Genomic DNA, 14,919 nt, shown 5'->3' with positions numbered 1-14,919 from the left:
GAGATAAAGCCATCGTGATTTACCCCTGCCTTTCATGACCCAGAGTTACTCTGGGTCAGGTGCATCACATTAATAGGTCTGTTTTTGAATAGTTGACTACGCTGAATAACATTATCAGAAATATAAGAGGTTTTTATGGATTCATATGCCCCCCTTAACTTGACTAGAGCTGCTGCCGAATCCTCTTACTCTCGGGGGAGTCATGCTCTTTCTGAGGAAAAGAAACGTCCAGAGCTCGAAAGTACTCGTGTTTTTGGCTCTCAAAGAGCTGTTTCACCCATTAGAGTGCAAAACACGTTAATGCCCTGGCTTCCTTTCTCAAATGAAGATGTTGCCACGTGGATGAAGATAACAAATTATATTAATCAAGTTAATTACTCGCTATCGAATCGCTCTTTGGCTGCAGTCTCAGCAGGTACCTTTTTCAATCCCCCCGAAGTTTCTATTGGCTCACAGCCTCTTTATAACTTATCTGGATTCTCGCCTGCTGTGAGGGATATCTGGCCAGCTAGCATACCTGATACCTTGGAAAAGAGACAACGGCAACCAAGAACCCAATTTACAAAAGATCAATTGAAGGGTCTGGAAGATAGCTTTAAAGAAAAAAAATACCCGTCTCTTGAAGATAAAGAGCTTTTGGCGAAAAGGTTGGGTTTGTCAGAACATCAGGTAAACAACTGGTTTGGGAATAAACGGGCGAAGTCTAAGCGTGCAGGCCATTCTTCAGAGCTTAAACTCAGGGGCAGCCCATCAGGAGAGTGCTCTAGGGTAAATCAATCATCAAATAGTCAGAGCAGTGACTTTAAAGCTGATTTTCATGGGGCGAAATTTTCGATTGATAAGAGGTCAAAAACAGTGTTTAGCCCTGTTAATCATTCAAGATGCTCAAGTATTTCGGAACCATCTAATTGTGCTGAGGAATCAGGCAAGGCTGATTATTCAGGTTTTCTTAGCGATAATGCCAGGTCTCAAACACCTAAACAGGCCATTGAAGAGTCTGACTCGTTATCTTCATCACCGTAAGAGGGTATAATTTTGTTACTTACCCAAATGATGACCATCGTGCATGGCAGAAGTGCAAAAAGGTTTCCTGTTAAGCAGGCAAAGTGGCGATCGACGAAATCGGCCTGAGGTTCAGATGTGGCTGGTAACGGATGATCAGCCAGTATGCCTTTATGTAGAAGATCAATCCCCGGTATTTTTTATTGAAACAGCCGCTTTATTTCAGGCTGAAAAATATCTTAATTCTGCTCAGATCTCTTTTACTTCACGTTCTGTCGCACTGGCTGCATTCAATCATAAGCCAGTCACTGCTATTTATTTCAAAACCATTGATAGCAGTGTCCGTGCCCAGAAAATTCTCAGTTCTGAAGCATTACCCATCTACGAAGCAGATATACGGCTGCACGACCGTTATCTGATGGAACGCTTTACCTATGGATCTCTGGCATTCATTGGTGAGCCGATTCAGAAACAGGGGTATATGGAGTACCGTAATGCCCGGGTAAGACCCGACGTTTTCAAGCCTGAATTTAAGGTGATGTCGTTGGATGTTGAATGCTCGGCCAAAGGTGAATTGTACTCTGTTGGCCTTCATGGTGATGAGCTGAATACTGTCATTATGGTGGGTGAGCAAGAGCAGGTGATCAGCGAAGGCATCAATATTGTCTGGGTTGACGATGAGCAGACATTGCTTGAGTCACTTATCCAGCAGGTGGCGGATTACGATCCGGATATTTTCATTGGCTGGAATGTGATCAACTTTGACTTCCGTCTTCTGGTAAAACGGGCAAGTCGCCACAAAATGCCATTGTCATTAGGGCGTGGTAGTCAATCATGCAGTTGGCGGGAACGTGCTAATGAGCCAGGGCAGGGTTTTGTGACTACCCCGGGTCGAGTCGTTATTGATGGTATTGATGCCTTGAAGTCCGCGACCTGGCACTTTGACAGTTTCAGTCTTGAATCCGTTGCAAGAGCGCTTCTGGGTAAAGGCAAAGCGGTTGATGATGTTGATAACCGAATGGACGCAATTACCCACGACTTCCTTCATGACAAGCAGAAGCTGGCAAGGTATAACCTGCAGGATTGTCGTCTGGTCAGTGAAATCTTTGAGAAAACCCGGCTGTTGGATTATTTGAGGCTGCGCAGTGAAATGACCGGTCTGGAACTGGATCGTATGGGAGGCTCAGTTAAGGCCTTCACTAACCTGTATCTGCCAAAGCTCCATCGTGCAGGCTATGTGTCGCCTAACTTGCCAGAAGGGGGTGGGCTTGCCTCTCCGGGAGGCTATGTAATGGATTCCATCCCCGGGCTATACAACAATGTACTGGTGCTGGATTTTAAAAGTCTATATCCATCCATTATTCGTACGTTCAAGGTTGACCCGCTGGGGCTGATTGAGGGGTTGAAAGCACCGGAGGCAGCCATTCCCGGTTTTAAAGGCGCGTTCTTTTCCCGAGACAATCATTTTTTGCCAGAAATCATTACCGGGCTCTGGCAGCAGCGCGATCAAGCCAAAGCAGAAAAAGACAGTGCTCGTTCACAAGCCATTAAGATTCTGATGAACTCTTTTTATGGTGTACTAGGTTCCGGAGGCTGTCGTTTTTACGACACTCGCCTTGCCAGCTCCATTACCATGCGCGGCCATGAAATTATGCAACAAACGGCTCTGTGGGTTGAGGCATTTGGGCATCAGGTGATTTATGGTGATACGGATTCCATCTTTGTGTTGTTGGATGAAAATATCTCTCACGATGATGCAGATCACATCGGCTTGCAGTTAGCGGCAACCATTACTCAGCGTTGGCAACAGAGATTGCAGGAAAACTTTGGGCTAACGTCGTATCTTGAGATGGAGTATGAAACCCATTACCGACGCTTTTTGATGCCAACCATCCGAGGTTCAGAAACCGGCAGTAAAAAACGCTATGCCGGGCTGAAAGTAACCGCGGAAGGTGAAGCGTTAATCTGTAAAGGGTTGGAAACCGTACGCTCTGACTGGACGCCCCTGGCTCGGGATTTTCAGGCAGCGCTACTCAATCAAGTATTTGCCGGTAATGACCCGACAGCTTACGTCAAGGAAACCGTGAACGCTGTTAAACAGGGCATAAACAGTGAGCAGTTAGTGTATCGAAAACGATTACGTCGTCGTTTAAGTGACTATGTGAAAAATGTGCCTCCACAGGTTCGGGCGGCGCGTCTGGCAGATGAACAAAATCGTCAGGCGGGTAAACCACTGCAATATCAAAACAAAGGGGCTGTGTATTATGTGATGACGATCAATGGCCCTGAGCCCATAGAGTATCTGAACAGTGCCATTGATTACGAACACTACATCACTAAACAGCTGAAACCCATCGCTGATGGCATTTTGCCTTTTATTAATCTGGATTTTGATAAGATGATTTCTTCGCAATCCAGTTTGTTTTGACCTTGTAGCCCCCATAGCAACTTGATAGCCTGCGCTGTCACTTTCATGGATGCTGTCATGGACACACTGGTTATCCTTTCGCCCTTGGTTCTGGGCTATCTGATTCGACTTCATCACCGACCAACGCTGAAGCTGATTGATCGATCATTGTCGTGGATTGTTTATTTAATTCTAGGGCTGATGGGTATCGGCCTGGGGGCTATGGATAACCTGCTGGCTGAAATTGGTGACATTCTTTCTCTTACCGCTACGTTGATCGGGTTAACCCTGGTAGCCAATATGGCGGCGCTGCCCCTGGTTGATAAGCTTAGATCGCTGTTTTTAGAGAATGCTAAGGCGAAAATTCCTACTTTTACCTTGTTTTTGGAATCTCTGCAGTTGGCGGGTGTGGTATTGGCCGGCGTTATCGTTGGTGTTGTTTTTCCAACGGCGGGGGTTCACGTTGATACATTGGTGAATGCCGTATTGATGCTTTTGTTATTGTTGATTGGTATGCAGTTACGATCGGCGGGTATGACGTTGCGGCAAATTTTACTCAATCCCCATGGCATCATGATCGCTGCGGTTGTTCTTGCGACGAGCCTGCTGGCTGGCGTGGCGACAGCGTGGATTTGGGAGTTACCGACTCATCAAGGATTGGCGCTGGCCGCAGGGACTGGCTGGTATTCGCTTTCCGGTGCATTGATCAGTGCAGAGCTTGGTCCGGCAATGGGGTCGGTTGCGTTTCTTGCCGACCTTAGTCGCGAAATTATCGCCATTATTTTAATACCCATGTTGATGCAGCGAACACCGGCGTCCGCCATCGGTTATGGTGGCGCAACGGCGTTGGATTTCACCCTGCCGGTGATCCAGAGAAGCGGTGGTCCACAGACTGTGCCCACAGCGATTGTCAGTGGGTTTGTGCTCAGCGTGGCAGGGCCAATTCTGATACCTTTTTTTCTTGCGATGGGATGAAAGTGGGTTGGTTTGATTCGCTTTTCTCAAAAAATATTAAAAGATATATCGGTTCTATGAGAAGAGCTTTCGATATGTATCACCCAGTCGTTTAAAAGCCGGGGTAGGACTGCGGGCGCTTTTCTGGGAGAATACGCTGTTTTGATTTTAACTGCGTCGAAGAATTCATGCCTGCACCGATATCTGCTCCCGATCTTTTTTCTTACCCAAAATACTGGGCTGAATGCTATGGCACTGCGCCCTGGCTACCAATGTCCCGTGAAGAAATGGATCAGCTGGGGTGGGACTCCTGCGATATTATTATCGTGACCGGTGACGCCTATGTCGATCACCCCAGTTTTGGCATGGCCGTTATTGGCCGTTTTCTGGAGTCTCAGGGATTCCGTGTTGGCATTATTGCTCAGCCAAATTGGAGCAATCCGGAAGATTTTAAACGACTGGGTAAACCCAATCTGTTCTTCGGTGTGACCGGCGGCAACATGGATTCCATGATCAACCGTTATACGGCGGATCTGAAAGTTCGCAACGACGATGCTTACACGCCCAATGCGGAACCGGGTAAACGTCCGGACCGTTCCACCATTGTTTATAGTCAACGTTGTAAAGAAGCCTACAGCGATGTGCCTATTGTTCTGGGTGGCATTGAGGCCAGTCTTCGTCGTATAGCTCAGTATGATTACTGGACTGATGAAGTTCGTCGTTCAATATTGATGGATGCGACCGCTGATATTTTGCTTTACGGTAATGCGGAAAGAGCGCTGGCCGAAGTGGCTGATCGCTTGGCGAAAGGTGTGCCTATTCGAGAAATTACCGATGTTCGCGGTACTGCCGTGATCAAGCCATCGGTTCCGGCGGGTTGGACTGAAATTGACTCTTCACGGATTGATTGGCCGCGGGATGTGCTTTCTCTGGAAGAAGCCTATGGCGTCAGCCCTTACATGGAAGTGAATGAGAGCGAATGTGAGCAAAAGAAAGAAGAGACTTCTGATGACGCTCAGCCGGTGAGAATTATCCCAATGCCACTGCATCGCAGTGAGCAGTTGAATCAGGAAATTACTTGCATTCGCTTACCGTCGTTTGAAAAAGTACGCAACGATCCATCGTTGTATGCTCATGCCTCCCGTATTCTTCATCAGGAAGCTAACCCGCATAATGCCCGGGTGCTGGTTCAGAAACATGGTAACCGTGAGTTGTGGGTAAATCCGCCGCCGATTCCATTGGACACTCCGGAAATAGACGGTGTGTTTGGATTGCACTACCAGCGTCGTCCGCATCCAAGCTACGGCAATGCAAACATTCCTGCCTATGAGATGATTAAAACCTCAGTCAATATTATGAGAGGTTGCTTCGGTGGTTGCAGTTTCTGCTCCATTACCGAACATGAAGGTCGGGTTATTCAGAGCCGCTCCCATGAGTCGGTTCTGGCAGAGCTGGAAGAGATTCGGGATAAAGTTCCGGGCTTTACCGGCCAGATTTCTGATTTGGGCGGGCCTACCGCCAATATGTATGACTTGAATTGTAAGAGTGATGAAATTCAGGCCAGTTGTCGTCGATTGTCCTGTGTGTTTCCGGGTATTTGTAAAAACCTGAAAACCTCCCATAAGCAAACCACCGAGCTATATCGTAAAGCCCGTGCGCTGCCGGGTATCAAGAAAATCTCTATCGCATCCGGTTTGCGATATGACCTGGCAGTAGAAGATCCGGAATATGTTGAAGAACTGGTGACGCACCATGTGGGCGGCTATCTGAAAATTGCGCCGGAACACACAGAGAAGGGTACACTGGATCTGATGATGAAACCGGGCATGGGCACTTACGATGCGTTCAAGACGATGTTTGAACACTTTTCGAAAAAAGCCGGTAAGAAACAATATCTGATTCCTTACTTCATCGCCGCTCATCCGGGTTGTGAAGATGAGGACATGCTCAACCTATCGCTGTGGTTGAAGAAAAATAAATTCCGGGTGGATCAGGTGCAAACTTTCTATCCATCGCCCATGTCGCTGGCAACGGCCATGTATCACGGTGAGAAGAATCCGTTGAAGCGGGTGAGTTATAAAAGTCCAAGGCTTTATACGCCAAGAACAATAGACCAGCGTCGTTTGCAGAAAGCCTTCCTCCGCTATCACGATGAGAAGAACTGGCCTTTCCTGCGTCAGGCGCTTCGGGATATGAACCGTTCTGATTTGATTGGTAACGGTTCACAACACTTGATCCCTGAAGAAGAAAATGGCCAGCGACGTTCTGGAAATCGAGCCCAGAAGAACTTTCAGCAAGCTCGAGGTGGACAGTGGGATAATAGACGACCTTATTCTGGCGCTAAGAAATCGGCACCGTCCGGTTCGACCAAGCGCCGCCGAAAATAGCAGGTTATTGATTGAAGAATATTTGCCAGTAGAACAAGCGATGGTTATCTCCGTGAAGGCGGAGAGCCATTGTTCAAGGTGTTCTCGCTTGAGCAATAGCGGTTTAGTCTGAACTAAACAAGTGTCGTATTTCTTCAATTCGTGCGAATTTTCGAACCCCATGCTGACGGCTATCAAAACGGACTGAGAAGTTACTGTCGTTTACTTCAATCACTTCCCCCCGGCCAAAAATAGCGTGATGAATGATCGCTCTCAGTTGCCAGGGGCCATTGGGTGATTGACCCGGTGTTCTTCCTTGAGGCACTTTGCTGCTCTGTTTTTTGGGTGCGATGGTTGCAACCTCTTTAATGCGCGCGTGCAAAGAAGGTCTTGCTGCAGAGACATAACGCTTTGATATAGGCGTTAGCCCGATTTTCTGAATAGCTTCCGAGAGTTCATCATCCGATTCGTCATGGAGCAAGTTGCCCAGTGATAAAACATGGGGCAGGTTCATTTCCTGAACAAAAGGACTGATGCTTTCTTTTTGTTTTGATGCACTATCAGCAACACTTAAACGGCCTGTGAAGGTTGGTGCCAGATCACCGGTGGTGGTGAATAGATGTAGCTGTTCTTTTGCCCGGGTCATGGCGACATAAAGTAAACGACGTTCGGATTCAATTGCGTTCCCCGCACCAATGGCCAGATCATCTTCTCTTAAAAAAGGCCAGTATTGGCGAATCAACCCCGGGAGCAAGACCACTGGCCATTCCAGCCCTTTAGAGCGATGACAAGAACTCAGTGTCACGCCATGAGCGGAAGATTGGCGCTGCTTTTTCTGCTGCTGCCGTTTTTCAATCAATGCTTCAATGTGCAGGCAGCATACTGTCGTGTTTTCATCAAGCTGGCGAAGAAAACGATGAAACCCTTTGATGGCCAGAATCTGCTCTTCGGTTCGCTGCTCGTTGAGGCTCATGGATTTCAAGCTGTCGAAGATATCCGATTTTTGCAGGTAGGCAGCGATCAGGCTATGGGCTTTTTGTTGTTGCCCTGTTCTTTCCAGCCAGCTGAACAGTTCGGCTCTGTTCATTAACTTGCCTGCCTGAAAATCACTGATGTCTTTGATCAAAGGCAGCATTTTACCCATGGCATTGCCGAACTGCTCGGTGTGATCCTTCAGTCGTTGGCAGATCATGTCAATGTGATGATGTTTCAACCCAATATGGGGCAGGGTCAGAAGTTTGAACAGTTTTCGGTAGCGTATGTCCGCATCCAGATTGGCAAAGCCACCGCTGGCCAGCGTCATGGCATCAATCAGGGTTTCTATCTCCGGGCGCTGGAAAAGAGAAGGGCCGTCGGATGTGTAAGGAATGCCTCTTTCCAACAGGTTCAGCTCAATAGGCACCGCCTGTGCCCAGGCTCGAACCAGAATGGCAATGTCTTCACCCGGTGTGCCGGACGACAGATACTCTTGCAGCGCGTCGACCACAAGCCGACTGTCGTCTGAATCGGATTGGTTGATACGAATCAGGGACGGCTTATTCTCGGTGTGGGCAATGCAGATGACATTTTTTCGAGCCCGGTTCTGGCTAATCAAGTGGCTGGCAGCCAGGGCAATGCTATGTCCATAGCGGAAGGTGTGAGGGAGCGTTAACTCATGGACTTCACCGGTATCGCCGTAATCTTCCTGAAAATTGTGCAGGATATTATCAATGTTGGCGCCGGCAAATTCGTAGATGGTTTGATCCGGATCACCCACGGCAACCATTCGTGCCCTGGAGCCAGCAATTAACCGGGTTAACCGGTGTTGAAGCGTTGAGGTGTCCTGGTACTCATCGACAATGATGAAGTTCATGCGGTTTTCAATGCCGGGAATGACTTCAGGGTTTGCCAGAATTAATGAAACCGGATCGTACAGCATGTCGGTAAACGTAATGCTTTTTTCGTGGTGTCGCCACAGCTCAAACTGTTTGAACAGCTTGATGAAAAAACGGTAATCGTCGGTATAACCGCTTTTCTCAAACCATTGCTCTGGTGTCAGCAGATGAGCCTTTACGGATTCGATAAAACTGATGGCTGCTTCAATAATGCGGGCGGCATCGGAACGAATGCGGTCTTTTATTGCGTCCGGTGCCAGTTTCAGTATCAGTGCTCTGACTTGCAGCTCAACCACTTTTTCCGACAGTGGTTGTTTATTGTAAGGCTCTCGGAGTCCCCAGCCCTCCAGTGTTCGCAGTAATTTTAAGCCGGTTGAATGATAGGTTCGGATTTCAGGCATCACCGGTATATCGGTCTGTTGTTGTGCAAGACGGCGGAGCTTTCGGGTGAAGTCCAGCTGCGCGGCCTTGTTAAACATCATCACCATGACCCGCCTTGGGTCTTCCCCTTTATTCAGAAGATTAATGATCAGTTGCGCCAGCGTGGAGGTTTTACCTGAGCCAGCCACCGCAATGCACAGCGCGTGATTCTGATCATGTTGGGCGACAGCTTGCTGGTTGGGGGTTAGATCCATTAAAAATAGGCTTGGTTGGTTTCGAAAGGATGGTTGACGATTATAGGCTTCAGAGCCACTTGGTACACCATTAACTCATTAAAGGGAGTAGGGATAGGTCGATAAAGGCATAAACTAACACTTATCAAGAGGTGTTAATAATGTCTGGAGTTAAAGGCTCCACTTTCTCGACCGGGCTCATAAATAATAAGCCGACGAATACAGAAGTAAAGCCGTCAGAGGGAGCTTTTAAGAACCGCTCGACTAAAGCAGTTAATGGGCAGAAAACGTCTGACTTAGCAGATAAGAAAGGAGGGGGTGGCAGAAAATCAATCGATCAGTATGAGGCTTCAGTCATTACTGGGAGCACCCAACTTGGTTCAATAAATGAAGCCTATGATGCGAAAAGTGAGAGGGTAGAATCTGACCTGAAATTTACCCTTGATCTGTGCAAACGTGGCAGCGCTATCTTACCTCCTATAGCAAAACCGCAGGTCAATACGGCCTATTGGCTGGATAGTTTTGAGCAGAAACTGGAGAAAATGCCTGGAGATCAAGGGTATCCGGTCACTATGGGTGATTATGACCAGCTTGTGGAAGAGACCGATATTACCGAATTAACCTTTGCTTCCCGGATGGTTCATCGTGATGAGATCAAGGAGAAGATACGGTCGGTCAATACCAGGCTGATTGCAGCTGGCGATGACCAAAAAACAACACTGATTCCCACTAAGCTGAAATGGCAACCCGACCTGATTAAACGTCTTTTTGCAGAAAATAAGGCGGCAGGGAATACGAAGGTTACTATTGAGGAGTATTTGACCGCACTGCAAAGTGAGCCAGCCATTCTCGATGGCAGTGAACTTTCAGACAAGATCCTTCATAAAGATCAGTTGGTCAAAATTCTGGATCGTTTGAGCACGCTTAATGAGAATTCATCGAATAAAGTAACAGAAAGTGAGCTTGCAGTCGGTCTCAAAAGTACCCGAGCAGCTCAAGCCTTTCAGCAGGGGAATAGCGATCGTAAGTTAGAATCAGCGCTTATTGCGGGTGCCACACGAGGTGCGCTCGCAGCCGGGTTGGGGGTTGCCGGTGCCAGCATCGCACAGCCGGAGCTGAACCCGACAACCGCACCGGACCTTTTTGATCATATTCTTGATAAAGACACGCCTGTTGATGAATTAGTGATTTTTGCCCTGCACAATGCCGGCGCCGTTCCCGGTCAGGGATCTCTGCCTTTTGTGGCGACTAACCAGACAATGAGCATTGAAGACGTGCTGGACAGTACGCCTATTCGGGGTTTTGATCTCGACCTTCATGAGCACAATGGCGAATTGGTACTTAACCATGGCGGGTATTTTGACCCGACTGTTAGCAGTGACAATATCCCGAAGGTGGAAGACGTTCTGGATTCCATGAACGATTGGCTCCATGCACCTGGTAATTTGGATGAAGTGCTGTTTCTGAATTTTGAAAACGCCAACCTTATGAGTCGAGACATACTGGATGCCGCTTTTGGTGATGGCGCGGTTATGGGTGGGCCGGAGCTTGTTGGCTTAATAAACCAGTTAGGAAGAGTTCCTACCATCAACGAAATTCGCGCTGCCGGATACACCGTCGTTGTGTTTGATCAAGGCAGTTATGGTGGGGCTGGCCATGGCACGATTGGGATTGGTGGGCTTGAGTGGGACTCTCTCTGGGAGGATCGCACGGTACTGGGGCCTCTTGAAACGACGACAGATGATGTTATCGCTCCTCCTATTACAACGGAACAGGTGGATGGTATTTTAGGTTCCGGAGAGGGAGGATGGGTCTCTCTGGATCACGTGACTCCCGATGATCCACGTTTTTTTAAGCCGGAAGATCGAAACGAGCTACTGCTCAGGCCGGATCTTTCGCTGATGGGGCTGTTCTATGAAAGTGATCAAGCTTTTCAAACAGCATTGTTCGGCTTCGGTACTGGCGCTGCAAGTGCCACAGCTGCTTTTGCCTTGGGTGGGGCTGGTTTTCAAGGTTACTTAAATGAAAAGAAAATTCGCAACCAGGATCAATTGATGCCTGCTCAATTGAAGTCCATGGAGCTGTCCGAGATCTTGAAAAAAAGGAAAAAGAACACTAAAGACAAATATAAGCCTCTGGATCGTGAGATCACCGTTGAAGAGGTGATGTCACTTTACAAGAAGAAAAATTTACGGACGATGTCTAAAGACACGGCCATGGCTGGGGCTGGGGCAACCGTGAGTTTGACCGGTTCGGCGCTGGCACTGGGGATGTTGTTTCCTCCTTTGTTTCCGGCCTTTGGTGGTGCGGCGATTGGGGTCGCTGGAGCCGGGACGGCGGCTACCATTATGGGTGCATTGGGCAATAATAAGCGACTAAGTAAAGCTATTAAAAAAGCGTTTGAATTGCCAGCGGTAGAAAAAGCCCTGAAAGAACGAGTCGCTGCAATGAATAAGGAGATGAAGGAATGTGCTTCTAAGGGCGGTACAGCAGATGAATTACTGTCCAGTATGGTAGAACAGCGAGAACAGGGTGCGCGGTTGATGAAGGCCAGTTCCGTTATGTTGGGCACCAGCCTTGTCGCCAGAGCCAGCGGTATGGCTAAATATGGCATGCCTGCCATCGGTACTGCAGCTATGGGTGTTGGAGCGGGCATCACTGGCATCTTGACGGCACTATCCGCCAGAATGAATTATCGTGAACGCCGGCAAAAGCTGAACAATCTTGCCCAGACGACATCGGAAGTCTTACGCCCGGATTATGGTCGGAAGCAAAAACGCAAGCTTGGTCTATTTGGGAATACCGATTTTCAGCGCTATCTGAAAAGTAACCGAGCAGAAGTTGCTAAACTCCTCAACCTGGATGAGAAATTCTCAAATAAGGATTTGTCGGTGGCCTTTGCGTTGCCTGGTAATGAAATGCATCTGGAGTATTTTCTTCGGGGCTTCGCCGCAAGACAGTGGCGTAAGGGACTGGTCAAATTTGCTGGTAAACAAAAGCCGGCTGTTGATTTCGCCGAAGTTCAAAAAGATAAAGTGGCGTTAAAAGAGTTATTAACGAAATATGCGATCAAGCAGGTTGGCAAATTCGCCCATAACGACACGTGGAAAGAAGGGCGTGGAGACACTGCGCAACTCGCCCTCGTCATGGCATTCAGTGGAATCTTCTTCCTGCCCATGCTTGGGGTAGCTGGTGCCACCCTGTTAGCGGGGTTGCCCATCACTAAAGCCGTCGCTAAACATGAAGAAAAGCTATTTACACGGAAGTTAACAGAGCTAATCGAGAATCCACCTAAAGACTCACCTGAAAAGATAGCTGCCCATAACAGCTTGCATAAGCTAATCAATAGTTGGACAGAGTTGTTAGTAAAACCGGATTGATACGCTTTGCCTGTTTCGGAAATCGCTATGGAGTTCGATGCAGGAACAGGGAATAATCACTGCATCAATGATCAGAAATACAATGCTATGGCCTCCTTCTATTTTTATTTCTCTTCCATGGACTCGGGAAAAAGCACTTACCTGTTACAGTCCGCCCATAACTATCGCAGTGCCGGCAAGCGGGTGTTGCTGCTGGCTCCGGTGATTGATGATCGTTTTGGTAAAGCTCGGATCACTTCAAGAATTGGGTTGCAGAGTGAAGCTGTGGCGATTTCCAGTAATGATCATCTGAAAGAGCAGATTGCCCGGGAACACAGTGAAGAGTACATCGCCTGTGTCATGGTGGATGAATCCCAATTTCTGACGCCGGAGCAGGTGTGGCAGTTGTCTGACGTTGTTGATGAACTGGGGATTCCTGTTCTCTGTTTTGGCTTAAGAACCGATGCGTTTGGTAAGGTTTTCCCCGGCAGTGAAGTACTACTTAGCATCGCAGATGAACTGACGGAGCTGAAAAGTATCTGCAAACGCTGCGAGAAAAAAGCCAATATGCAATTGCGATTAGACGGTGAAGGCAATCCCGTCAAAACCGGCAGCCAGGTGCAGATTGGTGGCAACGATACTTACCTTTCTGTGTGTCGGAAACACTATAAAGAGTTAATGGATATTTAATGTATCCATCGTTGTATACCAAGAGCATTCATCACTAACTCTACTGACAGAGCTGCCAGAATCATTCCCATCACCCGAATGATGATGGCAGAACCGTTGTGACCAATCACCCGGAAAATCCGATTCGCCAGTAACATCAAAATACAGGTGATTGCCAGAACACAGGTCATTGATAGGGCGGTGGATGCCTGTTGAACCAGAGTCTTTGATTTGTTGTCCGTTAACAGTATGACCGCCATGATCGCCCCGGGGCTGGCAATGGAGGGGACAGCCAGCGGAAACACAGCCAGATGATGACCCAATTCCCGTTCACCGGTACCTTCTTCAGGGTTGCTGAAAATCATCTGTAACCCAAATAGAAACAGAATGATTCCCCCTGCCAGCTGCAATGAAATCAACTGAATGTTCATGGCTTTCAAGATGATCTGTCCCAGCACCAGGGCAGAGAGCAGAATAACAAAAGCGTACATTGTTGCTTTAAGCGCCACGGCGCGTTTTTGTGATTTGCTCAGGCGGCTGGTGAGCCCTGTGAACAGCGCCAGAGTGCCGACTGGGTCAATAGTTGACCAGAGCATTATAAAATCTTTGAAAAAGTGATCCATCACTGTATTAAAGAAGACAATTGTCTGTTGTCCAGAAGGAGCTGGTTTTTTAGTAAAAGATTGAGAGTACGTATGTTCTGATTGTGAGAGAGTCTTTATAATTCGATGTAATTTACTTATTTATAAAAAATATAAACGACTGAGTAAATGTTTTTCACTTCGATATCGGATGTTCTTAATGGAGATTTCTCTCTGGCAAATCCTCGCGGCGATGAGCATCGTTGGGTTTGGCGCATTGGTTCAAGGCACTATTGGCTTCGGTATGGCGGTGGTGGCAGCACCCTTTCTTTATCAGATCGATCCGGGATTAGTTCCAGGGCCATTGATTTTTTCCGGCATGATGATTGGAACCCTTTCTGCCCGTCGTTATGCGAAAGATATTGATTGGAAAACCTTAGGGTATGCCTTATTGGGACGTGTGCCAGGCTCCATGATTGGCGTAGCGGTACTGACAGTGATCAGTGGGCAGAATCTAAGCCTGATGCTGGGAGCCACTGTCCTGCTGGCGGTCGCCGGCAGTTTATTGCCTTATAAGTTGAAGATGTCTCCTGGTACGTTGATGGGCGCAGGGTTTTGTTCTGGCATTATGGGCACTGCGGCGTCTATCGGCGGACCGCCCATGGCGCTGCTAATGCAGAATGAAAGTGGTAATCGAATTCGGGCAAACCTGGGCGTGTTTTTTATTATTGGCAGTGCCATTTCTCTGGTGCTGCTGAGCGTAAACGGCTTGTTTTCCAAGCAGCAGCTGGGCTATGGCGTGCTGTTGTTTCCCTCGGTATTGGCGGGGCATTGGCTGGCAGGGAGAGTTGCCGAACGGGTCGAGAAAGAAAAGATTCGTCAGGCTATGCTGGTGTTGTGCAGTATTTCTGGCATAACGGCCATCGTATCCGTTCTATAGGATTGGTTGACACACATCCGTAAATTCTATAATTTTCGACCCATGCGCTGATTTGACCTCGGATTGCGGGCGCACTATAAATTCCGCTAAAAGATGCGTTTCCATAAAGAATTTCTTTGAAACCATTCTGTTAGCGCAGGGTGGTTATGGCCA

General features: G+C 47.9%; 9 protein-coding genes. 7 read left to right on the top strand and 2 right to left on the bottom strand.

Going from position 1 to position 14,919, the window contains the following annotated elements; all coding sequences use genetic code 11:
* Nucleotides 1-135 precede the first annotated feature (135 nt).
* From Q1B11_RS11520 to Q1B11_RS11505, 4 genes are all read left to right on the top strand, one after another.
* Nucleotides 136-1,023, top strand: coding sequence for a homeobox domain-containing protein (locus Q1B11_RS11520; RefSeq protein WP_299732514.1), 888 nt, complete (start codon nt 136-138; stop codon nt 1,021-1,023).
* Between the two features lie 43 nt (nt 1,024-1,066).
* On the top strand, nt 1,067-3,430 hold the full coding sequence (locus tag Q1B11_RS11515; RefSeq protein ID WP_299732511.1) for a DNA polymerase II: 2,364 nt from the start codon (nt 1,067-1,069) through the stop codon (nt 3,428-3,430).
* Between the two features lie 57 nt (nt 3,431-3,487).
* The gene (locus Q1B11_RS11510; protein WP_299732508.1) at nt 3,488-4,384 is read left to right on the top strand and encodes a lysine exporter LysO family protein; all 897 of its coding nucleotides are present in this window, start codon (nt 3,488-3,490) and stop codon (nt 4,382-4,384) included.
* A 167-nt stretch (nt 4,385-4,551) separates the two neighbouring features.
* Nucleotides 4,552-6,750, top strand: coding sequence for a YgiQ family radical SAM protein (locus Q1B11_RS11505; protein ID WP_299732505.1), 2,199 nt, complete (start codon nt 4,552-4,554; stop codon nt 6,748-6,750).
* Nucleotides 6,751-6,853: 103 nt separating this feature from the next.
* Here Q1B11_RS11505 and Q1B11_RS11500 read toward each other — a convergent pair whose 3' ends face one another.
* Nucleotides 6,854-9,238, bottom strand: coding sequence for an ATP-dependent helicase (locus tag Q1B11_RS11500; RefSeq protein ID WP_299732502.1), 2,385 nt, complete (start codon nt 9,236-9,238; stop codon nt 6,854-6,856).
* A 140-nt stretch (nt 9,239-9,378) separates the two neighbouring features.
* On the opposite strand from Q1B11_RS11500, the gene Q1B11_RS11495 reads away from it, so the two are divergent.
* Entirely contained in the window at nt 9,379-12,597 is a 3,219-nt protein-coding gene (locus tag Q1B11_RS11495) for a hypothetical protein (protein ID WP_299732499.1), read from the top strand.
* 27 nt (nt 12,598-12,624) lie between these two features.
* The gene (locus Q1B11_RS11490; RefSeq protein WP_366139455.1) at nt 12,625-13,266 is read left to right on the top strand and encodes a thymidine kinase; all 642 of its coding nucleotides are present in this window, start codon (nt 12,625-12,627) and stop codon (nt 13,264-13,266) included.
* Here the strand turns inward: Q1B11_RS11490 and Q1B11_RS11485 are convergent.
* Nucleotides 13,263-13,868 (bottom strand): MarC family protein, encoded by a 606-nt coding sequence (locus tag Q1B11_RS11485; protein ID WP_299732496.1) that lies wholly within the window; start codon nt 13,866-13,868, stop codon nt 13,263-13,265. The two genes, Q1B11_RS11490 and Q1B11_RS11485, sit on opposite strands and share 4 nt — an antisense overlap.
* Nucleotides 13,869-14,046: 178 nt before the next feature.
* Here Q1B11_RS11485 and Q1B11_RS11480 point away from each other — a divergent pair, with 178 nt between their 5' ends.
* The gene (locus Q1B11_RS11480; protein ID WP_157673704.1) at nt 14,047-14,766 is read left to right on the top strand and encodes a sulfite exporter TauE/SafE family protein; all 720 of its coding nucleotides are present in this window, start codon (nt 14,047-14,049) and stop codon (nt 14,764-14,766) included.
* The last annotated feature ends 153 nt before the right edge of the window (nt 14,767-14,919 follow it).

Origin of the sequence: uncultured Endozoicomonas sp. (genome assembly GCF_947495845.1) — a bacterium.
Classification (GTDB): Bacteria; Pseudomonadota; Gammaproteobacteria; order Pseudomonadales; family Endozoicomonadaceae; genus Endozoicomonas.
Note: the sequence above shows the minus strand (reverse complement) of the source record. Positions and strands in the feature narration are given on the sequence as shown.